The sequence below is a fragment of the Bradyrhizobium sp. USDA 4502 genome, assembly GCF_054063355.1.
The window spans coordinates 6,593,960-6,620,009 of sequence record NZ_JBSSGF010000001.1; the positions used below are offsets into that span (position 1 = coordinate 6,593,960).

20 protein-coding genes are annotated in these 26,050 nt (G+C 64.4%); 5 read left to right on the forward strand and 15 right to left on the reverse strand.

The window, feature by feature from the left end; all coding sequences use genetic code 11:
- The first annotated feature begins 437 nt into the window (after positions 1–437).
- The gene (locus tag ACVW1B_RS30865; RefSeq protein WP_253606597.1) at positions 438–4,946 is read left to right on the forward strand and encodes a DUF5801 repeats-in-toxin domain-containing protein; all 4,509 of its coding nucleotides are present in this window, start codon (positions 438–440) and stop codon (positions 4,944–4,946) included.
- Between the two features lie 104 nt (positions 4,947–5,050).
- Here the strand turns inward: ACVW1B_RS30865 and ACVW1B_RS30870 are convergent, their stop codons facing one another.
- Positions 5,051–6,820 (reverse strand): alkaline phosphatase family protein, encoded by a 1,770-nt coding sequence (locus ACVW1B_RS30870; RefSeq protein ID WP_253606596.1) that lies wholly within the window; start codon positions 6,818–6,820, stop codon positions 5,051–5,053.
- Positions 6,821–7,144: 324 nt separating this feature from the next.
- Between ACVW1B_RS30870 and ACVW1B_RS30875 the strand changes: the two genes are divergently transcribed.
- The gene (locus ACVW1B_RS30875; protein ID WP_253606594.1) at positions 7,145–8,557 is read left to right on the forward strand and encodes a cytochrome c peroxidase; all 1,413 of its coding nucleotides are present in this window, start codon (positions 7,145–7,147) and stop codon (positions 8,555–8,557) included.
- Positions 8,558–8,569: 12 nt separating this feature from the next.
- On the opposite strand, the gene ACVW1B_RS30880 is transcribed toward ACVW1B_RS30875, so the two are convergent.
- From ACVW1B_RS30880 to ACVW1B_RS30895, 4 genes are all read right to left on the reverse strand, one after another.
- Positions 8,570–9,256, reverse strand: coding sequence for a hypothetical protein (locus ACVW1B_RS30880; RefSeq protein WP_253606592.1), 687 nt, complete (start codon positions 9,254–9,256; stop codon positions 8,570–8,572).
- 118 nt (positions 9,257–9,374) lie between these two features.
- Positions 9,375–11,426 carry an alkaline phosphatase family protein gene (locus tag ACVW1B_RS30885; protein ID WP_375167130.1) on the reverse strand — a complete coding sequence of 684 codons (2,052 nt, stop codon included), beginning with the start codon at positions 11,424–11,426 and terminating at the stop codon, positions 9,375–9,377.
- A gap of 244 nt (positions 11,427–11,670) precedes the next feature.
- Positions 11,671–13,047, reverse strand: a complete 1,377-nt coding sequence (locus ACVW1B_RS30890; RefSeq protein ID WP_253606589.1) for a cytochrome c peroxidase — start codon at positions 13,045–13,047, stop codon at positions 11,671–11,673.
- Positions 13,044–13,829: an EfeM/EfeO family lipoprotein gene (locus tag ACVW1B_RS30895; RefSeq protein WP_092080432.1), complete on the reverse strand. Its 786-nt coding sequence runs from the start codon at positions 13,827–13,829 to the stop codon at positions 13,044–13,046. Before ACVW1B_RS30895 ends, ACVW1B_RS30890 begins: the two co-directional genes overlap by 4 nt.
- A 298-nt stretch (positions 13,830–14,127) precedes the next feature.
- On the opposite strand from ACVW1B_RS30895, the gene ACVW1B_RS30900 reads away from it, so the two are divergent.
- Positions 14,128–14,565 (forward strand): prepilin peptidase, encoded by a 438-nt coding sequence (locus tag ACVW1B_RS30900; RefSeq protein WP_063790104.1) that lies wholly within the window; start codon positions 14,128–14,130, stop codon positions 14,563–14,565.
- A gap of 20 nt (positions 14,566–14,585) precedes the next feature.
- Here ACVW1B_RS30900 and ACVW1B_RS30905 read toward each other — a convergent pair whose 3' ends face one another.
- From ACVW1B_RS30905 to ACVW1B_RS30950, 10 genes are read right to left on the reverse strand one after another with little or no spacing between them, the layout of a single operon-like run.
- Positions 14,586–15,230, reverse strand: coding sequence for a hypothetical protein (locus ACVW1B_RS30905; protein WP_253636016.1), 645 nt, complete (start codon positions 15,228–15,230; stop codon positions 14,586–14,588).
- Positions 15,230–15,793, reverse strand: a complete 564-nt coding sequence (gene gspM / locus ACVW1B_RS30910) for a type II secretion system protein GspM (protein WP_229160386.1) — start codon at positions 15,791–15,793, stop codon at positions 15,230–15,232. Before gspM ends, ACVW1B_RS30905 begins: the two co-directional genes overlap by 1 nt.
- Positions 15,790–16,863, reverse strand: coding sequence for a PilN domain-containing protein (locus ACVW1B_RS30915; RefSeq protein WP_092080420.1), 1,074 nt, complete (start codon positions 16,861–16,863; stop codon positions 15,790–15,792). Before ACVW1B_RS30915 ends, gspM begins: the two co-directional genes overlap by 4 nt.
- Entirely contained in the window at positions 16,863–17,777 is a 915-nt protein-coding gene (locus ACVW1B_RS30920; RefSeq protein ID WP_253606586.1) for a type II secretion system minor pseudopilin, read from the reverse strand. Before ACVW1B_RS30920 ends, ACVW1B_RS30915 begins: the two co-directional genes overlap by 1 nt.
- The gene (locus ACVW1B_RS30925) at positions 17,777–18,484 is read right to left on the reverse strand and encodes a PulJ/GspJ family protein (protein ID WP_253606584.1); all 708 of its coding nucleotides are present in this window, start codon (positions 18,482–18,484) and stop codon (positions 17,777–17,779) included. The genes ACVW1B_RS30920 and ACVW1B_RS30925 overlap by 1 nt, the downstream gene beginning before the upstream one ends.
- Positions 18,481–18,900: a prepilin-type N-terminal cleavage/methylation domain-containing protein gene (locus tag ACVW1B_RS30930; protein WP_229160390.1), complete on the reverse strand. Its 420-nt coding sequence runs from the start codon at positions 18,898–18,900 to the stop codon at positions 18,481–18,483. Before ACVW1B_RS30930 ends, ACVW1B_RS30925 begins: the two co-directional genes overlap by 4 nt.
- Positions 18,866–19,330 carry a type II secretion system protein gene (locus tag ACVW1B_RS30935; RefSeq protein ID WP_253606583.1) on the reverse strand — a complete coding sequence of 155 codons (465 nt, stop codon included), beginning with the start codon at positions 19,328–19,330 and terminating at the stop codon, positions 18,866–18,868. The genes ACVW1B_RS30930 and ACVW1B_RS30935 overlap by 35 nt, the downstream gene beginning before the upstream one ends.
- Positions 19,331–19,345: 15 nt before the next feature.
- Complete coding sequence (gspG, locus tag ACVW1B_RS30940; protein WP_050386312.1) at positions 19,346–19,861, reverse strand: type II secretion system major pseudopilin GspG; 516 nt, start codon at positions 19,859–19,861, stop codon at positions 19,346–19,348.
- 17 nt (positions 19,862–19,878) lie between these two features.
- Positions 19,879–21,090 carry a type II secretion system F family protein gene (locus ACVW1B_RS30945; RefSeq protein ID WP_253606581.1) on the reverse strand — a complete coding sequence of 404 codons (1,212 nt, stop codon included), beginning with the start codon at positions 21,088–21,090 and terminating at the stop codon, positions 19,879–19,881.
- A 4-nt stretch (positions 21,091–21,094) separates the two neighbouring features.
- Positions 21,095–22,771 (reverse strand): GspE/PulE family protein, encoded by a 1,677-nt coding sequence (locus ACVW1B_RS30950; RefSeq protein ID WP_253606579.1) that lies wholly within the window; start codon positions 22,769–22,771, stop codon positions 21,095–21,097.
- Between the two features lie 336 nt (positions 22,772–23,107).
- Between ACVW1B_RS30950 and gspD the strand changes: the two genes are divergently transcribed.
- Together gspD and ACVW1B_RS30960 are read left to right on the forward strand one after the other, a co-directional pair.
- A complete protein-coding gene (gspD, locus tag ACVW1B_RS30955) occupies positions 23,108–25,495 on the forward strand; it encodes a type II secretion system secretin GspD (protein ID WP_253606577.1) in 2,388 nt (795 codons plus the stop codon).
- Between the two features lie 76 nt (positions 25,496–25,571).
- Complete coding sequence (locus ACVW1B_RS30960) at positions 25,572–26,045, forward strand: tetratricopeptide repeat protein (RefSeq protein WP_057017771.1); 474 nt, start codon at positions 25,572–25,574, stop codon at positions 26,043–26,045.
- Positions 26,046–26,050: the final 5 nt, after the last annotated feature.

A 26,050-nucleotide genomic window follows, 5' to 3' on the forward strand; every position in this document is an offset into this window, starting at 1 on the left:
CTCGAAAAGGTCTTGTCGTGCCGGGGCTCGATGGGTGACCGGGACCACCGGGCCGAGACCGCAGGACCTTGAGTGCCAAACGAGTTGTCGCAGACAGGCCTAAATGCCTGACGCAGTTCGACTAAAAATTAATAAGTGGACAATTTGCATGGTAATCATACTATTAATTTTGCGGGGCTGCACGCGCGATAAAGGACAGCTGTTCTGTCCTTTTCGTAAGGCTTCCCCGCAGTATTGGAATTCCATTTTTACTGCCGAATTTGGTTTCAATCAGGACGTTTCAGCGGACAAGCCTATGGCTGACGGCGCGGGGTTTTTCGCCGCGTGGCCGAACCAAGCCAAAATAAAAAGACTGCGGCGCCACTTTCCGCTCGAACTGCCTAACAGGCAAAAAGCCAATGTCAGTTGCGTCCGGCGTAGAGTTCGGGGACGCGTGCATGGCCGTTTTGGGCCAGCCGCCCCGCTTAGTTGGCACTGTTCGGACGGCGATCGGCTGCGGCACGATCGCGGGTGCCCGCGGCATACCGATTCAAATCGTAGCTGGCGATCCCGTTCGCCAGGGTGACGTCATCGAGGTCGGAGCCGGCGGGCGGATCGAAATCCGCCTGGTCGATGGCAGGGTGCTCAATTTGCCGGCCGGCACCCGGCTGGAGTTGGACATCGCGCAGGACCCCACCGGGGGCTTGCGGCCGGGCCTGTTCGCGAAAACCAGAAGCCTCTTCCGCCTCATCGGCAGCCGGCTCGCAGGGTCTGGCGTCCTGACGGCGGACACACCGGTTGGCACCATCCGCGCCAGCGGCCTCGGCATGCTGTCGCTGGCCGCCCTGACCTTCTCGCTGCTGGAGGACGCCCGAGCCGCGGAGCCGAACGTCACGCTCCTGGACGACGACAACATCAAATACAAGGACCTCCACCACGGCGTGTTCGAACTCGTCACCAAGGAGGCGATCCCCCGTCACATCATCGTCGAGGATCCCGAAGAGACGATCATCCTGAGCAGAAGAGGCTCCTCCGTCGGCGTGAACCATGCCACGAATTCCCCTTCGCACATGGAGGAATTACGGGAGGCCCAACAGGAGACCCTTGCCTATTTCGAGAAAGGACCGGCATCGAAAGGATCCGGCATGCCTGCTCTCGAAGGCGGACAACTGCTGCTGCCGATCAATTTTATTCAGCAGTCCCCGCTGTCGCCGGTGCAAGATACGCTCGGGCCGCTGCCGGTAGCGACCTTCGCGAAAAATGATCTCTTCAAGCTGCCGCCGGTTCCGCCGAAGCTGAACCTCGGAGCGGGGCCGACTGAAATCGATACGGTGATATTTGACGACTTCAATGCGGCGAGCGGGACCTTTTCCGCGAGCAGCATCAAGGGCGGCGCACTGAAATTCGGCATCAGCGGAGGCGCCACAGGCGATACGGTGCTGGGACAGGCGACATACGACGTGTCGAGCGTCGGTACTTTTGGCACGCTCTATCTCAACAGCGCGACCGGAAGCTACACCTTCGTTCCGAACAATACCGCAATCAACGCGCTGAAGGCCAACACGACCCAGAGCTTCGTGATCACGGTCTCGGACGGCGCGCTTTCGGCCAGCGAGAGCTTCGACATCAGCATCCTGGGCGCCGACGACGCCTCCATCATCTCCGGCACCATGGCCGGCTCGGTGGTGGGTGCGGTCGGCGTCAGTCATGCCTCGCCCGGCCTGCTCATCGCAAAGGGCACGCTCACCGACACCGATGTCGACGATCCCGCCAATACCTTCACCGCCGTGAACGCGCCGACGACAAGCGCAGGTGGCTACGGCTCATTCACGCTCACAACGGCCGGCGTGTGGACCTATACGCTCGACAACGCCAACAGCTCCGTGCAAGCCCTCCATGTCGGCAACACGCTGACCGACAGCTTCACGGTGACCACGATCGGCGGAACCCCGCAGACGGTGACACTCACCATCCACGGCCCGCTGATCGAGGTTGGGACCGCGCCATCGCTGACGTTGAGCGAGACCCATCTGACAGCGACGACGCTGGACGACAACATCGCCGGCTCGGCACCGGACGCCGCGCTGACGACGACATCAGGCGAGTTCTCGGCGGCATTCGTCACCGAACCGGGTCTGACGGTCAGCTACGCACTGTCGATCACCGACGGCAACGGTACGGCGTCAGGATTGATCGATTCGCATACCGGCCTCGCTGACCTGCTGGTTCTGAACGGCAACACCATCGAAGGCCATGTCGGCACGGCAAGCGGGGCGCTCGCGTTTACCATCACGGTTGACCCGGCGACGGGCCGCGTGACCTTCGTCGAGCACCGCGCGGTCGAACAATCGTCGGGCACCAGCCCTGACAGCGGCGAAGGGATCGCGCTGGGGACCGGCCTCGTCAACCTGATCGCGACGGTCACGGAGAGCGACGGCCAGTACCAGGATCTAAGCATCGATCTCGGCAAGCAGCTGACAATCACGGACGACGGCCCGCGCATCGAGGCGGCGGGCACAGCCCCATCGCTGACGCTGAGCGAGACGCATCTGACGGCAACGGCGCTGGACGACCACATCGCCGGCTCGGCGCCGGACGCGGCGCTGACGACGACTTCCGCCGATTTCTCGACGGCGTTCACTTCGGTGCAAGGGGCCGATGGCGCGACCATCCGCTACGCGCTGACCATCACCGGCGGCAACGGCACGGCATCGGGGCTGATCGACTCGCATACCGGCCTCGCTGACCTGCTGGTTCTGAACGGCAACACGATCGAAGGCCGCGTCGGCGCGACCAACGGCACGCTGGCATTCACCATCACGCTCGATCCGGCCACGGGACGCGTGACCTTCACCGACTACCGGCCGGTGGAGCAACCGCTCGGCACCAGCCCGGACAGCGGCGAAGCCGTATCGCTGGCCGCGGGCATCGTGAGCCTGAACGCCACGATCACGGACAGGGACGGCGACTTCCAGAGCGCCGGCCTCGACCTCGGCAGCAGGCTGACCATCAGCGACGATGGCCCCTGCATCCGGGCCAATTGCACCGCTCCGTCGCTGACGCTGAGCGAGACGCACCTGACGGCAACGGCACTGGACGACCATGTCGCGGGCTCGGCACCGGACGCCGCGCTGACGAAAATTTCTGCCGATTTCTCGACGGCGTTCACCTCGCTCCAGGGCGCCGACGGCGCGACGACTCACTATGCACTGTCGATCAACGGAGGTGACTGCACCCCATCCGGTCTGATCGATTCGCATACCGGCTGCTCCGACGTGCTGGTTCTGAACGGCAACACCATCGAAGGCCATGTTGGCACAGCAAGTGGCGCGCTGGCATTCACCATCGCGGTTGATCCGGCCACGGGATGCGTCACCTTCACCGAATATCGCGCGGTGACGCATCCGGCCTGCGCCGGCCCTGACAGCGGCGAAGCCGTGTCGCTGACCGCCGGCGTCGTAAGCCTGGTTGCCACCATCACGGACAAGGACGGCGACTTCCAGAGCGCGTGCATCGACCTCGGCAAGCAACTGACGATCACGGACGATCACCCGACCATTTGCGGCTTCCCGGAGACCTTCGTCGCCGCTCAGGATCATCAGACTGCGACAGGTACCTACGATATCAATTTCGGCGCGGATGGCGATGCCGCGATGTTCGTTGCCGTCCACAACGGTCCGGTCGGCTGCACGGGATATGATCTGGCCACATCATGCCTGGGCAACGGCATCACCGCGGTGCACGTCACCGGACATGGCGATGATTACAACTTCTACTATACGACCCATGAGGTGGGCGGCGGCGTCGAGCTCGACGCGTATCTTACCGATTGCGGCGGTAGGTTGGACGATCCTTATTTCAAGTTGCTGATCAATCCGGATGGAACATTCTGCTTTGATCTCGAGCACGCCGGGCCGTCGAAGGACGTCACCGTCCATGGCTCCGATTTTGATGCCCCGATCTGCGGCACGCCGTCATTGACGGCTCCGGACGGACAACTGGTTATTACCGGGTCGGACTGCGCCGGCCAGCCGCTCGATGTCAAGGCATCGGACTGCGGTATTGCGGTCGGCGACAGTGGACTGCAGATGGACCCGGCCGAGCAGTTGAATCTCGCGTTCACCGAGAAGCAGTCGCAGGTCGGCTTCAATCTCACGGAATGGCAGGGCTACGGCACCGCCGGTGTGATCCTCAAGGTTCTTGATGGCAGCGCCGACGTTCACGACTTCTGCATCGATGTTCCCAGGCCGCTCTGCGGCAGTGCCGGCTTCGTGGTGCAGGAGACATCGGATGCTTCGCTGATCGACACCTACACCTTTGATGCCACGACGACGACGTATACGCTTTACGTTGACAGGTCGTTCGATCAAGTCCAGGTCGACTACGATCGGGTGGAAGCCGGGTGTCCCACCTTCGCGATCAACAACATCAGCTATACCGAAAAGACGAGCATCAATGCGGATCTGCTGTTCGATGTGACGGCGGTCGATGCGGACGGCGATTCGGCCACGAGCAGCCTTCAGGTCGATATTCAGTGCCACACGGCGGGGATGGACACCTTCATATTCGCCGCCAGCCAGGACAGCCCCGCGCCGCCGGTCGGCGCCAGCGCTCCCGCACCCGATGTTAGTCCGATGTCAACGAGTAGCCACGAGGACGCGGCGTTGTCTCAGGCAATCTTGCCCTTTGTAGACGGCGGAACGTCGGGAACGACCGAGCAGTCCTTTCATTTCGCGGAGCCTTCGAGCCTTGAACAGCAGGGAGCTTCGTCCCCTCCACAGTTTGATCAAAGCCTCGCGTGGTTCAGCCGCCACGACGATTCCGCCGGATTTCAGCTGGCGCAAGGAGTTGCAACTGGTGGAACGCCGGCAATGGGGCCGGCTGTCCCGGAGCACCAAACAGATTTCTTCCCGGACCATACGCCGGACGCCGTCGTGACCCATCCGCTACACGATCTGATCATGTAGCGATCGCTTCTTGTAGCGATCCCTTCGTCTAGCGATCCCTTGGGCGCGTGGCCGGCACTCCGGCCCGCGTCGGACGTTGTCGCGGGCCGGCAGCGTTTCTCGTGTCAGTGCCAGCCCTCGCCGGCCTTCAGCGCCGCCGAGAGGCTGCGCACCGGGCGCGTCACCAGCGGATCGAGATCGAAGCGCTTTTCGAGCATCTTGAGGATCGACGTGGTGTCGAAGTCCTCATGCGCGACGCCCGACTTGTTGAAGCGCTTGGCGATCAAGAGCGCCGGAATGCGGGTGCCCGGGCCCCACTGGTCCGCGGCCTTGGCTTCGGCACCATGACGGTTGAACGGCGGCGGCGGAACGTGATCCCACTGCCCGCCGAACTCGTCATAGGTGATGACGATCAGCGTGTCCTTGCCATCCGGCCCCTCGACGATCGCCTTGACGAGATCGACGAGATGCTGGCTGCCTTCGGACTCGCTGGTGTAGCCCGGATGCTCGTTTTCCTCGCCGATCGGCTTGATGAAGCTGACCTGCTTCAGCCGGCCGGTCTTCGCCGCCTGGATGAACTCCGCCTCGTCCTTCAGACGATCCTTGCGGGCCTGCGTTCCGGGCGCGTAGTTGGCGAAGTAGTTGAACGCCTGATGGTGGTACTGGAAATCCACGTCCGGGCAGTTCGGGAACACCGCCGTGGAAACATGGTTCGGGTCGGTGCAGGTCGTACCGTTGCCGTTGGTCCAGCCCGAAGCGCCGACGTCGCCGTTGGCGTTCGACCAGCCGCCCGAATACCAGGCCCAATCGACGCGCTTTGCCGACAGCCGATCGCCGATGTTCGGCGTGTGCAGCGGCGGCAGGCGCTTGATGTCGGCGGTGCCCGGGGAATAGGGCTGATAGAACGGCTGCGTCGTGTTGACCGCGTAGTCGCCGCAGGCAAGGCCCGCCGGCAGGCCGGCCTGATTGCACTTCGCCGTCAGCTGCGCATCCTTCACGGTCGAGAGCGGCGTGTAGAGCGGCGTGCTGGTCGGCATGCCGTTGGCATCGACGATCGAGTGGAAGTCGTTGGCGCTGCCGTCATTCAGGGCACCGACGAACTGGGGCGCCGCGGCGGCGACCAGGAACTGGTGGTTGAGGAACGAACCGCCGAAGGCACCCTGGAAGAAGCTGTCGGCAATGATGTAGTTCGGCGCGCCGTTGCCGTGGAGATAGGTGTAGATGGGCAGCTTCTTGGTGTCGTAATAGCCCATCACCAGACCCGCCGCATCACTGCCGGTCATGTAGCGGTTCTGCCGGCCGCCGTTGAGCTGGTACTGCTCGCTGTAGAAGCGGTGCACGATGTCCGCGGTGCAGCCGCCGGGCGCGCCGGTGCCGTTGAGGAAACCGTGAGCCGCGAAAGCGCCGAGCGGCTTCGGGCAGGTCGTGGCCGAGGTCGGAATGAATTCATTGATCTCGAACGGCTTGTTCTTGAAGGCGCTCAGGATCGCGACCGTGCCCGTATTGTCGGTGCAGCTCGTCGGTTGCGGCGACGGAGAAGTCAGGTTGACGTCGTTCTGCAGCAGACAAGCATAGACGGTCTGGTTGTCCTGCCGAACCTGCAGGGTGTGCGCCTGATCGGCATAGGATGTGCCGTTGATCCGGTCGCGGCCGACGTCGCCCCAGTGACCGTAGAGGTTATCGAAGCTGTGGTTCTCCTGATAGATGACGACGATGTGCTTGTACTGGTGCACGCCTTCATGGCCACGATCCCGCAGGTCGCGCAGCTCGTCCTTGATCTCGTGCTTGAACTCATCAACGATCTTTTCGACCAAATTCTCTGCGTTTGCTACCGGCGAGATGGCAACGGCGCCAGCAACAACCGCGAGCGCCGGAATGGCTCCCCAAAGCCGCATAGTGCTCTCCTGATTTAGAAAGAAATAGAAATGGAGCTACACGCTATGCAAAACACATTTCGCTGGGATGACTGTTTTTCGACGCGCGCGCAAACGCGCGGAAAGATGCTCGCGCACCAACAGACTTTCATCGTGTCAAACGCAGACTGCGTTGCGCTTCGCTGATCGAGCGTCATCAAACCGCAATCAAAATTCGTCTATCCAGTCAGATGGTCATTGATCCTGCCGACAGGAAACTGTCACCTCCGTGACATCTTCCGACGCACGGCAGCGCATATGCATTTGTGACAGGGGCGTTTTCGCGCGATGGCTTGGGATATTCTGGTGTCCGGCTCCGGAAAACATCGTGCGACAGCTGCCGATCGCGGCGTCAGACCGGCACGGGTCGCGTGGCTGGCGCTCGTCGTTGCCCTGCTCCCGTTGCGCGCGACGGCGTTCCCGCTCGGCGGCGACCAGACCGTGCTGCCGGCCGGCACCGAATTTTCCGAGGAAGCGCTGGCGCGGCCACGCGAGCTCTTTCATTCCGAGGCCGTCGGCGGGCGAAAATCCTATTTGGTCAATCTCGGCGATCTCGCGTTCAACTCGCCTTCCATCCTGGGCGGCAAGGCGCGTCAGGCCGAGATGAGCTGCGGCACCTGTCACGTCAACGGCGCATCGAACCCGAAACTGTTCGTTCCGGGCGCATCCTCCCGCCCCGGCACCTTCGATACGACCAGCCTCGTCTTCAACGCGAAGACGTTCAACAGCATCCTCGATCCGGTCAGGATTCCGAGCCTGCGCGGCGCCCGCTTCCTCGCTCCCTACGGACATGACGGCCGCATCACCTCGCTGCGCGACTTCGTCTATAATGTCATCGTCAATGAATTTTCCGGCCCGAAGCCGCGCGACGAGGTTCTCGACGGCCTCGTCGCCTATATCAACGATATCGATTTTCTCCCCAATCCGAAGATTGCACCCGGCGGCAGGCTTGCCGCGCAGGCGAGCCTGGCCGAGCGCCGCGGCGAGGCGCTGTTCTTCAAGCCGTTCCCGAAGCAGGCCGAGCTGAGCTGCGCCGGTTGTCATGTTCCGGGTGGTACCTTCAACGACCAGATGCGCCACGACGTCGGATCCGGTGGAATGGTCAAGACCCCGACTTTGCTGAACGCCAACTTCAACGCCCCGTATTTCCACGATGGCCGCTACGACAGCTATGAACAGGTGGTCGATCATTTCGATCGTGTGTTCGACCTCGAACTGTCGACCCAGGACACCCAGGACCTCGTGGCCTATCTGAATGCGGTCGGCGACGGCGAACGCCCGTTCGACAAGGACGGCGTCATGCTCCGGATGAAAGAGGTGCTCGAGCTCTCGAGCGTCCTCGAGGTCGCGATCCCGGCTGCCGACACCGCGGTGGTGTCGCTGGCCGTGACCGGGGTCGGGGCCGAACTGCGCGAACTGACCGAGCGCATCCCGGACATCAGGAACACCGCGATCGGTGGCAAGGACGAGCGGCTGGCGGCGCGCGCGATCCTGAAGGACCTCGTTCTGACCCTGCGCCGCATCGATCTCGACGTCGCCGCCGGCCGTATCGACGATGCGATGGCCGAATATCGCAACTTTGCGCAGCTGGTGCACTTCGACGTACCCGTCGCCCTGAAAAAGGCCGAACCCTGGTCGCTGTTCAACAGCAGCGTGCATCAGTCGCACTACACTGCGCTCGGCCGGATCCTGCCGGTAACAAGCCTGCAGTCGCAGTAACGGACGGCGTGCTCACTCCGAAGCCGGCGGCTCAACCCATACGTCGCTCTGCTGGATCCGACGGATCAGCGCTTGCGGGTCGAACTTGCGCAAGCCTGCGGGAATTTCAAACATTTGCGCCGCCTGCGGCTCGTCGCGGATGTGATCGGCAGCGATCACCGTCCCATCCGCGGTCTTGATCCGTACCGGAAATCTGCGCGCGCGGTCGATCCAGCCGACAAAGCTCAAACCGGACGGCGCAGCGATTCGAAAGACGTCGGTATTCTGCCCAGCGATGGTTTCCTCTCCGTCGCGCTGGCAGTGCCACGCCGCGAGGTCGATCGGCGTGGACAGTTGCGCCATCGCCAGCCATTGCCGGCAGGGATCATCCGGATCAACCGGAATGAACATCCGGGTGAGCGGGCTCGATTGCCGCGCGTCCATGTAAACCCGTGCCGCCGGACGGACGAAATAGGCCGCGGGCTTGCCCGTATCGATCAGGAAGAACCCGTCGGGCAGCGCGCTTGTCTCGATCCGTGCTTTTCCGCCCGAGACCCGCAAGGCTCCCATGGCGGTTGCCGTGTCGTCCTTGTTCGCGACGAGGTCGGCGGAAAACTGCTGCGCCATGGCCGGGATCGCCGCGCCGGCCAGGATGGCGACGGCAAGCAGGCTAGCCGCGACGCTGCTGCTGATCGCGCACGTCTTCTTATTGCGTTTCATCGCATGTCTCCGGTCGATCAGGTGGCAGGAACAGAACATGACGGCGCCGACCGAACCATTGGTTCGATCGGCGCCGCCCTTGGATGCAGTCAAGACCTCGCCGTGGGCGAGAGCTTGATCACTCGGTGTAGGACAACGTGACCGGCTTGCTGAAGTCGAACGCGTCGAACATATCAGACAATGCCGGGCTGTTGGTCGGAACATACTCGTTGTTCTTCGAGTAGGTCGGGTTCGGCAGGTTGTCGCGGCTGCGGTTCGTGAGCGGCTGGAGAGCCCAGTTGCGCTCGATGAACTTCAGCAGCGAAACGTGGTCGGCGTAGTTGTGGTTGACCTTGCCGCCCGTCGAATAGGGCGAAAGGATCAGGGTCGGAATGCGCGGTCCGTCGCCGAAGAAGTCGATGGACTGCTGGTAGCCGGAGTCCCAATAGCCGCCGGCCTCGTCCCAGGTGATGAAGACAGCGGTTTCAGCCTTCAGCTCCGGGTTGTTGTCCAGCGAGTTGAGCACGTTCAGGACATAGGCCTCGAACAGGTCAACCTTCGAGCTCTGCGGATGACCGTCGAGCAGGCCGTCCGGCTTGCCGAAAGACACCGCAGGCAGCGTGTTGTTCTGGATCGCCGTGATCAGATCGGCAGTGTCCTTCATGTGAGCCTGACGCACGGCCGGGTTAGCCATGATCGAGGTCGCATACTGGAACGGATTGCAGATCTGGCAGTAGGCAATGCCGAGCGCGTGCGCCGGATCGGCGACCGCAGCGGCGCTGAGGTTGGGGTTCGACGGATTGGCGGCAACCGCGGCGTTGGAAAGCGCCACGGCGTCGTTGAACGCGCCACCGTAGAACGCCCAGGAGACATTCTTCTCCATGAGCGCATCGCCGATCGTGCGAACCGACGACGGCGGCACGTTGTTGCCACCCGACAGCGCGCCGTTCGGCAGATAACCCGGGTTGACGTTGTTGAGCATGTAGTAGTGGTTGGGCTTGCAGTTCGGCTCCGCCGCGTACGGCAGATTGTTGAGGTAGGTGACGATCGGCTTGACGCCGGGCTGGAAGACATCAGAGCAATTGCTCCAATTGCCATCGACGGTGTAGCGGTTGACCGAACCTGCGACCGGATTCGGATTGGCGATCAGGTTGGCCGGCGGCGTCACCGGATTGCCCTTGCCGTCGCTCCAGAAGGCCGCGTCGCCGGTACCGAGCATGAAGTGATTCGCGCCGGTGCCGCCGTGGAACGACTGGTGGAAGTTGTCGCTCAGGGTGAAGCGGTCGGCCAGCATCTTCAGGACCGGAGCCTGACCCTGCTGGGCGTTGTAGTAGCCCATCGAGTTGGCCATGCTCTTGTTGGATGCCGAATAGGTCGCCATCACGAACGGGAACAAATCGTTCAGGCAACCCGAATTGTTCTTCTTGGTGGCGTTGGCGGCGCTGCAGTCTTCCTGCTGCCAATCCTGGTAGAAGCGATGCGTCGAGTCGCCGGTGTAGTCGTCGTCGCTGATCTGCTCACCCTGCAACTGGAACGGTCCGTTCAGACCGCCGGCGCCGGGAATGCGGGTATCCAGCACACCGGTCGGCAGGCCGCTGAAGCCGGTGGTGAGGATATCGAGATCGGCCGGGTCCATGTCCTTCTCGACGCTGGCTTCGGCGATCGTCTTGAACGGGGGCGCGGTGTCGCTCTGCGCGGTCGGCGTGCCGGCCGTGTTCGGCTGCGGCATCGGGTTGGTCGCGTTGTAGGGCGACTTCGCGATGGTCGGTGCGCCGATATAGTACAAGGGCTGGCCCGCGACCGAGGACTGCTGCGCCTGCGCAAAGTTCGGTCCCGGCGTTCCATCCTCGTTGACGATGCCCTTCGACAACAGGTTGGAGATGGTCTGTCCCTTGCCCTTCGGCTTGTAGATACCGAAGGTGTGATCGAGACCGCGGTTCTCACCGATCAGGATGATGACGTGCTTGATCGGCGACGCGGTCTTCACGCCGTGATCGCCGTCACCATGATGGCCATGGTTCTCATGGTTCGCACGATCGCCCTCTTCGTGCGCCTGGTGATTGTGATGCGGACGCTTGTCCCAATCACTGCGGCCGCCCGGATAGTGAGCAGCATATGCGGCTGTTGCGACGAGCACCGTTGACGCGATGCAGAGCGCGGTGCTGGTTCGCCAGTGCTTTTTGTAATTCAAACTCATTGTCGACCTCAGGGTGTTTGCGGTTAGCAACACACACTGCTTAGTGCGACAATATGACGCATGGTTTTCGCTTACATGAAAGCGCGCAAGAAATTTCGAAACGTTCAAATATTTTCTGAGGAGACATCTGCCGCCGCGGCGGTGCATCTCCACGATTCAACCATGCAACCAATGATCGAAAATTGCTCACGCATCCGCGCCGCAGCGCAGATCGCAAAATCACTTCAATACAACGCAATCAATGCGAAAGGTGCTTGGAGCGCATCACCTGGCGAAGCGCAGCGTAATGTTGGTCATGCACGCCTTGATTGAATAGCGACCACGGCTCGGCGCTAGCCAACAGCGCAGGCACTGCAGCAGCCATCAGATTGCGATAATTCCTGAACTCGGTTGCGGCATCCGCGTTGCGCCCTGCCGCAACCGCCATCTCGATTCGCCGCAGCGTGAGCACGAGCTCCTTGAGGCCGTTGCGCGCAAGTACGCGCTGCTGCTCGCCGCCCGAGACGCTGGTGTTCTTGCGGTCGGGATATTGCTCGGTCAACTCGCGCAACTCGCGACCGATCGTATCGACCGCCAGCGCGACGATGTCCTTGTCACCGGACGGAATCGCGGTCGCGAGCACCGTCGAGAAATCGTTGATCTCCTTCAGCGTTGCCCCGGCGCCGTCGCGCTCATAGGGCTGAACGCCATCGCCGACTGCCGTGAGATAGGCGACGAGGTCGCCCTTGTCCTGCGCCGAGAGCTCGAGCTGAAAGGTCCGGTCGAAATAATCGACGACCTGGTCGTAATTGTCGAAGCGGCCGTCGTGAAAGTACGGCGCGTTGAAATCGGCATTGCGCAGCGTCGGCGTCTTGAACAGTCCGCCCGAACCGACATCGTGCTGCTGGTGATCGACAAAGCCGGACGACGGAACGTGGCATCCCGCGCAGCTCAGCGCGAGATCGTGCGGGAACGGCTTTGCGAACAGCACCTCGCCGCGGCGCTCCGCGTCGCTGATCTTGCCGGCCAGCCGCCCGGCGGGACCAAGGCTCGGATTGGGCAGGAAGTCGATGTCGTGAATATACGCCACGATCGCATCGAGCGTTGCCGGCGACGGCTCGGGACCTGCGAACTCGTTGGTGATGACGTTGTGGACGAAGTCGCGCAGCGAGGCGAATCGGCCGTCGGCGCCGTAGGGCGCTAGATAACGGGCGCCGCGCAGGCTCGGGATCCGCACTGGATCGAACGCCAGATTGTTGGCCTTCGGATTGAACAGCGGACCGGTGGTGTCGAACGTGCCGGGCCGGCTCGACATCTTCGGCATGAAGAATTTGGCGTTGTTCGCGCCATTGACGTGGCAGGTGCCGCAGCTCACGCCGGCCTGCCGCGCCACGTCACCGAGCAGCCCCGGCGAATTGAACGCGAGATCGCCGAGATTCACCAGATAGGACTTGGCCCCGGTCCGCTCGGACTGGAACACCTCGCGCGGCTTGTCGAGCGCATCCTCGTTCAGCTCGGTCGCGACAGGCAGCACGGTCTTGTCACCGTCGACCGGAAACGCCACCGCACGCCCGAACAGTGCCAGGGCGATCACACCGGAGAGCAGCGCAGCCAGACGCAGGTGAAGCGATGTCATCGCGCCTGGGCCTCCAGGGTCGGCCGCTGCAGCCCGAGCTTTGCCGAGGCGCTCTGCAACGCAACCACCAGTTCCTCGCTGGTCTGGCGCAGTTCGGCAATGTTGACATGCGGCAGGTCGGGCGTGGCGACAATCGCTTCGAGCTGCTCGATCCGGTTGGTCACCATCTCGTCGAGCTTGCCGTCGACCGTGTTGAGCGCGGCCGAGAAGATCGTGTGGTAGGCGAAATCGATGCCGGCGATGTTGTTGCGCATGTCGTCGAGCGAGGTGCCGCTGATGCGCGACTCGCCGCCATCGGCCTTGCTCTCTCCGACTTCGTAGGCGAGCCGCACCGTGCCATCCAGAAGGCCCTGCGGCGTCAGCTTGATATCCTTGAGCTTGCCGTGGAGATCGTTCAGATGCTCGACAAGGCCGGTCGCATCGGTGGCCACGTCGGTGCTGGCAGCTCCGAACAGTTTCGCCTCGATGGCGTGGAACCCGCTGTCCGCGTTGGGCCAGGCGTCGATCTGCGCGTCGAGCTCAGGCACGAACCCCGCGGTGAACACCTCCGAGCGCTCCCAGCCGGCGCGCGCCGACAGCCAGGCCTTCTTCGCTCCAGGCAAATCCGCCGCCGCGGCGCGCTCGCGAAGCGCACGCGCGCCTGTCAGCGCACTGGCGACGCCCTCGATCAAATATGGCCGGTAGCGCTCGGCGCCCTCCTCGAGAGCGCCGGCATTCGCGGCGCGCACGCCTGCGAACGCCGCCAGCAAAGCAAGGCACGCCGCCACTTGCATCTTGTGCATAGTCAACCCACTCGTCTGCCACGAAGGGCTCGCGGCATGTAGCGGGGCGAACTATTGTCGGTATCCTATGCGGATTTGTGACAGCGCAGACTTTTTGTCGCATCTTTTCTGCTTCGCGATCGTCGATGACGATCACAATTTTGCAAACTCGTTCGCGCTGCTGCAGACGGATTGAAATTGGACTGTTCAACGCGCGTGAGTTGTTGCAACACAACGTCCGCACCTGTCACACTTGTCCGTCGCCATGCAGATTGATCGCGAAGCCCTTTATTTTATCGGATCTTACGGTGCGCTTTGCATGCTTTGCTGCGCGGTCGCGCTGATCGATCTTCGCCACGGCATCATCCCGAATTGGCTGAACCTTGCGATCGCGGCGCTCGGTCTCGCCAACGTCGTCGTCACCGAAGGCACGATGGCCGCCTTCACCGCCATGGCGATTGCGGTCCTGGTCGGCATCGTGTTCCTTCTACTGCAGCGTCTTTACTTCGCCTTGCGGCATGTCGACGGATTGGGACTTGGCGACGTCAAGTTTCTTGCCGCCGCGGCGATCTGGGTCGGCGCGACAGGCGTTCCGACCTTGCTGCTGATCGCGGCACTCGCGGCGCTCGGTGTTGCCGGCGGCCTGCAACTCGCAGGTCACGAGATGAAGCGCCAGACCTCGATCCCGTTCGGCCCGTTTCTGGCGCTCGGGCTTCTCGTGACGCCGGCCCTTCAGAGCTGGCTCGCGTTGAACTAGCATCTCGGTCCGACGCGCGGTCACATCTGGCGCCGCGCTGCCAAGGGCTTCCTTTCCGTGCTGACCGGAACCAGGCGGACATCGCCGCTCTCGTCGCCGCCGGGCTGGGGCAATGTGAGCACGGCCCCCTGATCGTCCTTCTGCATCGTGACTTCGCGGCCGTTGATGGACCGCAGCTTCCATCCCTGGAAGTCATCGCCGATCTTCAGCCGCAGCGCCGTCTTGGTCGACTGATCGAGAAAGATCCCGAAGCTTTCGTCATCTCCCGCAATCGTGCCGACCAGCGACAGCGGCGGTGGCTCGATCGCGACCTTGCGCGGCGGCGGCGGCGCCGGCTTGCTGACCTCCGGTTCCGCAACGACGGCAGGCGGCGGTCGCCGCGACGGCGAGAACACCGGCCGGTCGCGCGTGTTGGACAGTGTCTTGAGCGGGATGCCCCACAACGGATTGGCGCTGAGCGGCCGGGGTGTCGGTGCCGGCGACGGGGCCACCCGGACCGATGTCACCGGTTCGGACGGCGGCGGTGAACTCAGCACCGGTCCACCGAGGCGTGTATCGTCGAGCATCCCGGCGTCCAATGCATCGCCGGACGGGGCAGGCACCGCAGCCGGCGCCGAATAGGCCGACACTGCCAACAGCACGATGGTCGCTGCGAAGCGTCGCATCATTTGGCTCCTCGCCATTGTCCGGAGACGCCGAGCAGCACGCGCAGCTTGCCGGGATCGGCGCCCTTGGCGGCCTCGTCGGCGACGGGTTGCACGACCAGTTGGTCGATGAACAAAAACGGCATGCCGGCTTCCAGATCGTAGAGCACCTGCTGTAATTGCGCCTGCTCGATCTCGCTGCTCGCGACCATGCTGATGAAGCCGGCCTTGGCCGGCGCGTTGGGAACATCGAGCTGCGTCGACAGCACGTTGCCGCCGGCCTTGATCACCGCGCCCGACACCCGTTGCAGCAAGGTGGCGCCGGCCACCGTGACGGTCGCCCCCTCGAGATAGGCCGAGCCGGTCGGCATCGCCGGCTGACCTGGCGCGGTATTCGCCTTGGATCGCCCCTCCAGTTGCTCCAGCAATCCGGCCGCTGCCGCAACATCGCTGCGCAGGCCGATGATGTCCGAGAGCGACGAGATGACGACAAAGAGCAGCAGCACGAACAGGCCGAGATAGCTCGCGGTCGCGACCATTGGCGAGGTGCTGACAGCGGTCAGCGATCGGGATGCTGCGCTCATGAGCCGGATCCAAAATAGGCAGTGATGTTGGCCTCGACGTGGAACCGCTCGGCCGATTCATTCGCCGCGCGCGTCGTCGGCGCGAAGAACGTCGCGCGGGTGAATTGCGGCGACTGTTCCAGCAGCCGGATCAGGGACGGCGCATCCTGGGTCAGCCCCACCACCTGCACCTTGTTGCCCTCGATGCGAAGTTCCGTCACATAGGTCGTGTCGGGCAGCACGCGCGAGACCGCTTCCAGGACCATGACGCTCGACGGCGTCGTCTGCTTGCGCTTGGCCAGCAGGCCGAGCCCGGACGAGTCGCCATTGGCATCGAGACGCAGCGCGGCGCGGCGCTGCGCGATCCGGTGTTGCAGGTCGTCCTGCTCGGATTGCAGCCACCCGCCGAGATAGATGTTCAGCAGCAGCGAGACCGCGGCCGCGGCCGCCGTCGAGGCCAGGCTGACGCGCAACAGGCGCGGAACCGAGGGCCCGGCAAGGCCGCGCAGCGACCTGTCGAGCAGCGTCACCTGCTGCGCGGCGCCGTCGCCGCCAACCGCCGGCGCGAACACCGCGATGGAGGCGGCGCCGAGCATCCTCGCCATCCGGATCAACGGATCGACCTTCGTCGCCGCGGTCGCGCCGAACGCGACTTCAATGCGGTCATTGGCGATCGGCTGCGGCGAACTCCAGCCAAAGACAGCATCGGCGGCGCTCCATGGTGTCAGCCGGTCGACCTGCGCGCGGATCATGCCGTCGAGGAAGTCGCTTGCCTGGCTCGGGAAATCGAGCACGCGGCTGACGATTTGATCCGATCGCAAACGCACCTCGATGCGGCTGCCGTCGAACGCGGTCTTCCACTCCGCCGGCAGCGGAGGCTGCGGCGCATCGTGATCGAGCCGGAACGAAACCGGCATCGAAGGCGAGCCATCCTTCGAGACCGCGAGGCGGGCGGTGAACGTGCCGTCGCCATTCTCGTCGAGCTCGATGCTGCGCCGGCGCATGAACCTGCCGGCGACGCCGTCGACGGTGGTCGCGACCGCGCCGATCCATTGCTCGAACCATTGCCGTGCTTCGGCAAGCATTGCCATCATCCTCTCTTGCGCAGCAGAACCGGGTTTCGCGGCTCGACGTCGTTTTGCCAGGACAAGACCCGATAAGGCTCGACCTTGTCGCCGAGTGCGATCACCGCCTCGGACGTGGTACGGTGACCGTTGCGGAAGCGGATCGAGATTGCGATCCGGTAGCACGGGCTCTGCGCCGTCGATGCCGCGCTCTGCTGGCTTGGGGCCTGCGTTCCGGCAGCGATTCCGTTCGGCGAAGCCGGGCGCGCCCCGAAGCCGTCCTGGTCCTTCCCCGACGCCTTATCGACGGCGAGAGCGACTTCCGGCGCGGCGATGGTCGGATCAACATCCGGACCGCCGTTGAACACCGTCACGAACGGCAACACGCGATCGACAAACGCTTCGGGGATGCCGGCGACCAGCGCCAGCTCGTTGATATGGGTGAACAGCCCCTGCCGCGGCGAATAGCCAAGCGCGTTGTAGCGCGCCGCCTCCACATTCTCGCTGCCCGGCGCGGGCCGGGTTCGCCAGCCGACGATCCGGTCGGCATATTCGGCGGCGGCGTCCTTGCGGGCGCCGAGCACGACGAACAGGCCGATCAGCATCTCCTTCGACGCGTAGTTCAGATCAAGGCGGCCGGCCTCCGACGTGAAGGTGATGCCGACGCTGGCATCGTCCAGCCCGAAATGAAACGCCCCGTACTGTGGTCTCGTCTTCTCGTCCGTCAGCGTCAGCTGATAGGCGGTGAGCTCGAGCCCGGCCGACACCAGCGCCTCGGTCTGCAACGACAGGTCGCTGGCCGCCAGCGCGCGCGCCGACGCGGCCAGATAGGCCGAGAAAATGATCGCCAGCGACGACAGCGCCAGCAGGATCCAGAGCACCGCAACGATGACGAAGCCGCGATTGGCCGGCGATCGGCCGACATTGCCGGACGCGCCCATCACGTCTTCCCCTGATCGGTGGCACTTCCGGAGCTCTGCTTGTCGCCGCAATTGCCGTCCGGCTTGGTGCAGTCGCTCGGAATCTGGACATGGACCGGCGCGATGGTCGAAACCGACAGGACGCGCTGGCTCGCCGCGTCGCGCACGGTCAGCCGGATCATCGCCGGCAGTCTGTCCGCGTCCTTCCACGCGCTCTTCCAGGCCCGGTCAGCACCGGCATAGGCGAACGACAGCCGATAGGGCGCGCGCAGCAGCACCACCGGGCTGCCGAGATGGACCTGCTCCGACAGCGACACCCCGTCAGCCAGCGGCGTGAACCGCGTCTGCGTGCGAACCGTGACGAACTCGCCGCGATCGCGCGTCTCGCCAAGGCGCACCACGTCGAGCCCCGGCCCGGCATTCGGCCCCACCGACGTGCGCACGAACATCACGGACAACTCCGATCCGTCGAACAGCGGCTTGTGGCTGTCGCGGTTGGCGGCAACGAACTCCGCGGCGGCAAGATCGGCGCCGATCCGCTCCAGCGCGATCCCGATCAATTCGCTGCGCTGGATCCGGTCGAGGCCCCTGTTCCAGCTCGGCAGCCACTGCGCCGTGATGCTGGCGAGCGCCGACAGCAACAGCCCCATCAGCGCCAGCGCGACGATGGTCTCGATCAGCGTGAAGCCGCGCTCGCCCGTTCGCTGGTCTGCCCATGCCCGGGTCATTCCGACGCCCTCGGCATCAGGCGCACGGTGCGAATGTCGGACAGCGCACCGCCCGGAGATTTGACGCGAATCCGCACCAGCTCCGGAGCCCAGGGCACATTGCCCTCGGGCACCTTCCAGTCGCCACCGAGCGGACTGACATCAATCGTCCAGCGGTAGCCCTCCGCCTGCCCCGTCGAGGTGCCCGACTGCAATTCCGCGCGGGGCGGGATGCCGACCGTCATCAAGGTGCGCACCGCCTGCATCAGCGCCACGTGCTGCTCCAGCGCTCGCACGCCGCGCGTCTTGACGCCCATGACGGCGCCGATCGCAACGATCGAGACAGCCACCAGCGCCAGCGCCACCAGCACCTCGATGATGGTGAACCCCGCATCAGCGCGGTCAGTTGGCGGCGACGTCGCGAGCAACGATTTCAACCCTTCCGGTAAGCCAGTTGACGCGGACCTCATATCCCGCATCGAGCCGCGTCAGCGCGATGGAGCCGCCGCAGGACCCGCCATCGGCGAAGAAGCGGATGGTCGACAGTGCGGCGCGGCGCTGACAGCTCTGCGGCAGCACGGCATCGAACCGCACGTCTTCGGGGATCCGCACCGTCATGCGCGATGCGCCGGAGTGGATCACCCGGCTCGGCGCATCGACCAGCGTCGCAACACTGGTGCTGCGCTCGATGGCGGCATTCCGATCGGCCTTCAGCAGCGTCGCGGTCTGCAATGCATAGGCCTGCAGGCGCGATCGCGAGGTCTGGTGCGGAATGAACGGAAGCAGCACGGCCGCCAGCAGCGCGATGATGGCGAGCACGCACACCATCTCGAGCAGGGTGAAACCGCGCTGCGTCGCGTCACTCATGCTTGCCATGCATCCTTACTGGTCGTTGTTGGCGGCGGTGGTCTTCTCGAGCGAGATATCGGCCGAGGTGCCGCTGCCGCCCTCCTGACCATCGGAGCCGTAGGAGACGATGTCATACGGTCCGTGCTCGCCGGGCGAGCGATAGAGATAAGGATGGTTCCAGGGATCGTTCGGCACGTTGCCGCCCTTCAGATACGGGCCGTTCCAGGCCGCGACCCCCGGCGTGCGCCGCACCAGGGCGGCAAGCCCCTCAGCCGTCGACGGGAAGCGCCCGGCGTCGAGGTAGAACAGGTCGAGCGCGCTGGAGAAGCTCTGCAACTGAATGCGCGCGGTCTTGACCTTGGATTCGCTGAGATAGTTGAGCACGCGCGGGCCGATCAGCCCCATGATCAGGCCGATGATCGCGATCACCACCAGCATCTCGACCAGCGTGAAGCCCTCCTGCCCCGAACGCCTCTGGCTTTGCGACGGCGTGCGAGCGCGTTCCGCTCGCGTGGCGAATGCCTTTATGATGATGTTGCGCGATATCATGGCCGATGACCCCTGCTCTAACCGACTAGCTGTGTGACCGAGAGCAGCGCCGTCATGACCGACACGATCAATCCGCCGACGACGGTGCTGATCGTGATGATCGCTAGCGGACCGACGATGCCGACGACCCGGTCCAGGCTGCGCTGCAATTTTGCTTCGTAGAATTCCGCGACCCGCCCGGCCAGCACCGGCAGCTGCCCGGTCTCTTCACCGAGCCGCAGCATGCGGACCGCCATCGGCGGCAGACTGTCCGCCACGGCGAGTGCTTCCGACAATTTGCCGCCATGGCGGACGCGGTCGGCGGCGGCGGTCCAGTTCGCCTCGCTTCCGGTCACTGACATGATGTCGACCAGGATGCGCAACGCGGCGGTGAGGTTGACACCGCTGCCGAGCAGGACGCCGAGATTGCGGCAGAACAGGCTGGCGCGATAGAACTGGAAAGCGCTGCTGATGCCCGGCACCCGCGAGATGGCGTTGACCAGCGCGGCGCGGACGCGCGCCTGCCGCAGCAGCCACCATGCGAGCGCAATCGTTGCCGCGCTGATCAGGCTTGCCGCGGTGGCATTGGCGCGCAGGAAATCCGATACCGCAATGAAGCTGGCGAGCGCCGTGTCCGACTTGCCGCCGAAATCGCCGAGCACGGTCGAGAATTGCGGCAGCACGAACAGCAGGAAGAACAGCATCACGCCGGACGCCGCGACCAGCACGAAGGCCGGATATTGCATGGCGTCGGTCAGCTTGCGCCGCATCTGCTCGGAACGCGCGCGCTCGGTGCCCAGCATCTCCAGCACGGAATCGAGCGTGCCGGAGATCTCTCCCACCCGGACCAGGGCGATGTACATCGGCTGGAACAGGGTTGGATGATCGGCGACCGCGTCGGCAAAGCTCTCGCCGGTGAGCAGGGCGGCGCGAATTTTCGCCACCACCGGACGCATCCGGCCCACGTCCGCGTCGCCCGACAGCAACTCCAAGGCATCGTCGAGACGCGCACCGGCCTTGAGCAGCAGTGCGAGATCACGCGTGAACGTAGTGACCTCGGCCGCGCTCGGCCCGCCGAACAGGCTGCGGCCACCGGTGCCGCCGGATGCGCGCTTGTCCTCGGTGGTTTCGATCGGCAGCAGCTTGAGATATTCGATCCGCCGCGCCACCTCGGCCGCCGTCGGGGCGGAGATCGTGCCGTTCACGATCTCGCCGGCCTGGGTCAGAGCGCGATAGCGATAATTCGGCACGGCGTCACCGCACCGTTGCGACGCGGAGGATCTCGGCGGGCGAGGTCAATCCGGCGCGGCATTTCGCGACCCCGTCGTCGAGCATCGTGGTCATGCCCGAGCGGATCGCCATCGTATCGATCTTCAGCCCGTCGGTTCGCTCCCCGATCAGTTCGCGCAGTTCATTGGACAGTTCGAGCAGTTCGAACACGCCGAGGCGGCCTCGATAGCCGGTCCCGCCGCAGCGCTCGCAGCCGCATGGCTCCTGAATGATCTCGTCGGCCTTGAAGCCGAGCGCGGCGAGCCGGGGGTCCTCGGCGAAATCGGCTGTTGCAAGCGGCCGCGCCGTCTTGCAGCGCTCGCAGAGTTGCCGGACCAGACGCTGCGCGATCACGCCGCGCAGCACCGAACGCAACAGATAGCCTTCGACCTCGAGGTCGAGCAGACGCGGCACCGCGGCAGCCGCGGTCTCGGTGTGCAGCGTCGTCAGCACCAGATGCCCGGTCAGCGCCGCATGCACCGCGACATGCGCGGTCTCGGAATCGCGGATTTCGCCGACCATGATCACATCCGGGTCCTGGCGAACGAAGGACCGCAGGGCGGTGGCGAAGGTCAGGCCGATCGCGGGCTTGATCTGGGACTGGTTGACCCCGGGAAGCTCGTATTCGACCGGATCCTCGATGGTCAGGATCTTGCGGCTGGGCTCATTGAGGATCGACAGGATCGTCGCCAGCGTCGTGGTCTTGCCGCTGCCGGTCGGCCCCGTGATCACGACCATGCCGTGCGGCAGCTTCAAGAGCCGCCGCAGCTTGGCTTCGTCAGGCTCGGAGAATCCGAGCTTTTCGACCACCAACAAGCCGCGATCCTTGGGCAGGATGCGGATGACACAGGATTCGCCGTGCTGCGTCGGCATGATCGCGACGCGGATATCGATGTCGGTGCGACCGGCCCGCAGCCGCGCCGCGCCGTCCTGCGGCAGGCGGCGCTCGGCGATATTGAGGTTGGCGATGATCTTGATGCGGGAGACCACCGCCTGGGGCAGCACGCCCGACAGCGCGGCGACCGGCCGGAGCAGACCATCGATCCGTAAGCGCACCATGAGCCCGCCGGAAAACGGCTCGATATGGATGTCGCTGGCGCGAAGCTCGACCGCCTTCTCAATGAGATCGTTGACTGCGCGCACCACCGGCGCGCCGCTGGCGAGATCGCGCAGGCTCTCGATGTCGTCTTCGCGGGGCAGCGCCGCGGCGCTATCGGCGGCCTCGGCCTCTTCAGTGCTGGACGAGTTGTTCAGCGCGATGGCGACGTCTTCCGACGAAGCCACCTTCACATGGATGCCGGCGCCAAGCACGATCTGTGCCGCCCGCAGCGTCGCCTGATCGGTCGGGTCGACGACGGCGAGCACCGTGGTCCCGTCGACCGCGCGGCACGGATAGACCATGGTCTCGCGCAGGAAGCGCGGCGAGAACGACCCGACCAGCGGTTCGGCCGACGTCATCTCCTGAAGCGTCAGCCGGCCGAGCGCAAAGAAGCGCGCGGCTTCGTCGGCGAAGTCGGTCGGCGAGAGGCTGGTAACCTCCCACAGCTTCAACTGCCTGACGTCGGCGCCCTGCCCGGTCCGCTCAGCCGGTCCATCGCTCGGCGCCAGGTGATTGTTCTGACGCAGATAATCCACGAACCGAACGGACAGGTCGTTGGCCATTCTCGATATCCCGCCACACTATCCCGGATCAGTTCGTGCCAAGTGCCACTGCGTGCCGTCGCGTTCGGCTCCCGGCAATTGTGCGGTTATCGATCCGAAGTGTGACAGCTGTGCGAAGTCACATCATTCGTCCCGCTCAAGAAACTTTGAGGGTGGCATCGCGGACACAAGCAGCGCGCCGGCAGCACGATTTCGGTGCGATGCGATGGGCAGGTCGCGAACGACAATCATGTAACCAATTTATTTCTGTCATGTTCGATCGCTAAGAGTCCCTCCGGGGTAGGACCGATCGTCGCAAGCAATCGAAATTTCAGTTAGTCAAAGCGAAGGGCCTTCATGCAACGCGTAGGCACAGTGGGCCGCTGCCCGACGATCCGTGGCGGCCTCGCAGCCATTTTTGCCTTGACGTCACTGGGGTTGTTGGCGTCCTGCAATTCCGCGACGGTCGGCGAGAGCGTGGACGCATCCCAACTCGACGTCACCGACAAGGTGCGCTCGCTGGATCTGGCGCAGCGCCAGCCGCAACCGGTGAACGCACAGGCGGCGACGGGCGGCAGCCAGAGCGGCAGCGTCCGCGCGGCGATGTATGACGGAAGCGAAGTGACGGCCGTCGCGGACGCGCGGCCGCAACCGGCGTCGAACGGCAACGGCTTCGATCTGAATTTCGAGAGCACGCCGGTGGCGACCGTCGCCAAGGTGGTGCTCGGCGACATCCTGCATGTCGGCTACACCATCGACCCGCGGGTGCAGGGCACGGTCAGCCTGGTCTCGGTCCGCCCGGTGCCGAAGTCCGACATGGTGTTCGTGCTTGAAAACGCACTCCGCCTGAGCGGCGTTGTGCTGCTCAAGGATACGGCAGGCTATCGCCTGACGCCGCTCGGCGACGCCGTCGGCGGCGGCCGCGTCGATGCCGCGGCGGCCAATCCGGAACCCGGATTCGGCATCTCGGTGGTCCCCCTGCAATATGTGTCGGCGCAGACCCTCATGAAGCTGACCGACAGTTTTGCCACCAGGGCCGGCGCGATCCGCGCCGACACGACGCGCAACCTGCTGCTGATCCAGGGCACCGGCGCCGAGCGCCGCACCGCGGTCGATACCGTGCTCAGCTTCGACGTCGACTGGATGCGCGGCCAATCCGTCGGCATCTTCCCGATCTCGAGCGGCTCGCCCGCGCCTGTTATTGCCGAGCTGGAGAAGATCGTCGATTCCGGCGAGAACGGCCTCAGCCAGAATGTCATCAAGTTCATGCCGATCGCGCGCCTGAACGCGATTTTGGTGGTGACCAAGAAGCCCGACATGCTGCACACGGCCGCGACCTGGATCAAGCGCCTCGACCGCAACGACACGGCGCGCACCTCGGTCCATGTCTACCGCGTCAAATACGGCGATGCGCGCCAGATTGCGCGGGTCCTGACCGACATGTTCCTTGGCGGATCGTCCGGCAACCTGCTCGACAGTGCCGACAGCCAGCTCGCGCCCGGCTCCGGCACCTCGTCGACCTCAAGCGTCGCCGACCGTCTGTCGCTCAACAACAACAACGGCGCGAATTCAGGCATGAGCGGCTTCGCATCCCGCGGCACGTCGGGGACGGGCGCAACCGGCCAGGGCCTTGGCCAGGGATTTGGCGCCGGCGGGCAAGCGAACAATCCCAACAATCCGGGCCAGGGCAACAATGCCGCGCTGGACGCCGGACGCGGTGCCGGCGGCGGCAACGGGCAGCCCGTCATGCAGGACGTCCGGATCACGCCCGATGTCGTGAACAACAATCTCCTGATCTATGCCGACCAGGCCAACTACCGCATCATCGAGTCGACCCTGCTGCAGATCGATGAGCCGCAGCTCCAGGTCGCGATCGACGCGACGATCGCCGAGGTCACGCTCAACAACACCTTGTCCTATGGCGTACAGACCTATCTCACCAGCCAGAACCTCGGCCTGAAGCCGAACACCGGCTCGATCCTCGGAACCCAGGCCACTTCCGCGCCCGCGACCACCACGGACGCAACCACCGGTGCGGTCTCGGTCGCGGGATCGCTCACCAATGCCTTCATCAACCAGAGCTTCCCGGGCTTCAACTTCCTGATCGGAAATGCAACGCAGCCGAGCCTGATCCTGGATGCGCTGCACGCCGTCACCAGCGTCAAGGTGCTGTCCAATCCCTCACTGGTCGTGATCAACAACCAGGTCGCGACCCTGCAGGTCGGCGACGTCGTCCCGGTCTCGACCGGCAGCGCGACGGTGCTGACCACGAGCAACACGGTGGTCAACACCATCGACTATCGCAACACCGGCATCATCCTGAAGGTCTCGCCACGCGTCAGCGTGAACGGCACCGTGCGGCTCGACGTCGAGCAGGAGATCAGCAATGTTCCCCAAAGCAGCGGCAGCACGGTCAACCTGACGCCGACCGTTTCGGAACGACGGGTCAAGAGCCAGATCTCGGTGGCCAACGGTCAGACCGTGCTGCTGGCGGGCCTGATCAGCGAGCAGCAGAGCGGCGCCCGCAATGCGCTTCCGGTGCTCGACCAGATTCCGGGCCTCGGTGACGCCTTCGGACATCAGAGCAACGGCACCCAGCGTACCGAGCTGATCATCTTCATCCGCCCGCAGATCATCCGCAATGGTTCCGACGCCCAGACCGTGGCCGAGGAGCTTCGATCGAAATTGCGCGGCAGCATCGCCACGACATCGACCAATGCACCGATCACCACCAGCTATCACTGAGCCGGACAGCAGGATGCGCCGCGTTCTCGCACAACGGACAGGCCTCTCGGTCTCGCTTGCGATCGTGCTTTGGGCGATGACCGCCTCTGTCGCGAGCGCCGACAGCGTGGCGCGCGGATCGGCCGCCTTCCATCGCGGCGACTATGTCCGGGCGGCTCGGGAGCTCGCGCCGGCCGCCGAGCGCGGCAATGCGCGCGCCCTCGGCATGCTCGGCTTCTTGTATGAGCACGGCTTCGGCGTGCCGCAGGCCTACGCAGCCGCCGCCGACTGCTACTATCGCGGCGCCGTGCAGGGCGACCCGTTCGCGCAGGCCCAGCTCGGCCTGATGTACGACAAGGGTCACGGCGTTCCGACGGATTTCGTGCTGGCCTACAAATGGCTCAATCTGGCCGCGGCCCGCTCGAACGGGCGGCAGCGCGATGCCTATCTCCGGTTCCGCGATGCGGTCGCATCCAAGCTTTCGACCTATGAGATCATTGCCGGACAGCGGTTCGCACTGGAATGGGCACCCGATCGGCCGGCGCCGGACGTGCACCTGACCGCCAAGTAATCGCG

Excerpts from the sequence above, each read along its gene's own strand:
- ACVW1B_RS30865 (WP_253606597.1), top strand. The coding sequence starts at position 438 with ATGGCCGTTTTGGGCCAGCCGCCCCGCTTAGTTGGCACTGTTCGGACG.
- ACVW1B_RS30870 (WP_253606596.1), bottom strand. The coding sequence starts at position 6,820 with ATGCGGCTTTGGGGAGCCATTCCGGCGCTCGCGGTTGTTGCTGGCGCC.
- ACVW1B_RS30880 (WP_253606592.1), bottom strand. The coding sequence starts at position 9,256 with ATGAAACGCAATAAGAAGACGTGCGCGATCAGCAGCAGCGTCGCGGCT.
- ACVW1B_RS30890 (WP_253606589.1), bottom strand. The coding sequence starts at position 13,047 with ATGACATCGCTTCACCTGCGTCTGGCTGCGCTGCTCTCCGGTGTGATC.
- ACVW1B_RS30895 (WP_092080432.1), bottom strand. The coding sequence starts at position 13,829 with ATGCACAAGATGCAAGTGGCGGCGTGCCTTGCTTTGCTGGCGGCGTTC.
- ACVW1B_RS30900 (WP_063790104.1), top strand. The coding sequence starts at position 14,128 with ATGCTTTGCTGCGCGGTCGCGCTGATCGATCTTCGCCACGGCATCATC.
- ACVW1B_RS30905 (WP_253636016.1), bottom strand. The coding sequence starts at position 15,230 with ATGCGACGCTTCGCAGCGACCATCGTGCTGTTGGCAGTGTCGGCCTAT.
- gspM (WP_229160386.1), bottom strand. The coding sequence starts at position 15,793 with ATGAGCGCAGCATCCCGATCGCTGACCGCTGTCAGCACCTCGCCAATG.
- ACVW1B_RS30915 (WP_092080420.1), bottom strand. The coding sequence starts at position 16,863 with ATGGCAATGCTTGCCGAAGCACGGCAATGGTTCGAGCAATGGATCGGC.
- ACVW1B_RS30920 (WP_253606586.1), bottom strand. The coding sequence starts at position 17,777 with ATGGGCGCGTCCGGCAATGTCGGCCGATCGCCGGCCAATCGCGGCTTC.
- ACVW1B_RS30925 (WP_253606584.1), bottom strand. The coding sequence starts at position 18,484 with ATGACCCGGGCATGGGCAGACCAGCGAACGGGCGAGCGCGGCTTCACG.
- ACVW1B_RS30935 (WP_253606583.1), bottom strand. The coding sequence starts at position 19,330 with ATGAGTGACGCGACGCAGCGCGGTTTCACCCTGCTCGAGATGGTGTGC.
- gspG (WP_050386312.1), bottom strand. The coding sequence starts at position 19,861 with ATGATATCGCGCAACATCATCATAAAGGCATTCGCCACGCGAGCGGAA.
- ACVW1B_RS30950 (WP_253606579.1), bottom strand. The coding sequence starts at position 22,771 with ATGGCCAACGACCTGTCCGTTCGGTTCGTGGATTATCTGCGTCAGAAC.
- gspD (WP_253606577.1), top strand. The coding sequence starts at position 23,108 with ATGCAACGCGTAGGCACAGTGGGCCGCTGCCCGACGATCCGTGGCGGC.
- ACVW1B_RS30960 (WP_057017771.1), top strand. The coding sequence starts at position 25,572 with ATGACCGCCTCTGTCGCGAGCGCCGACAGCGTGGCGCGCGGATCGGCC.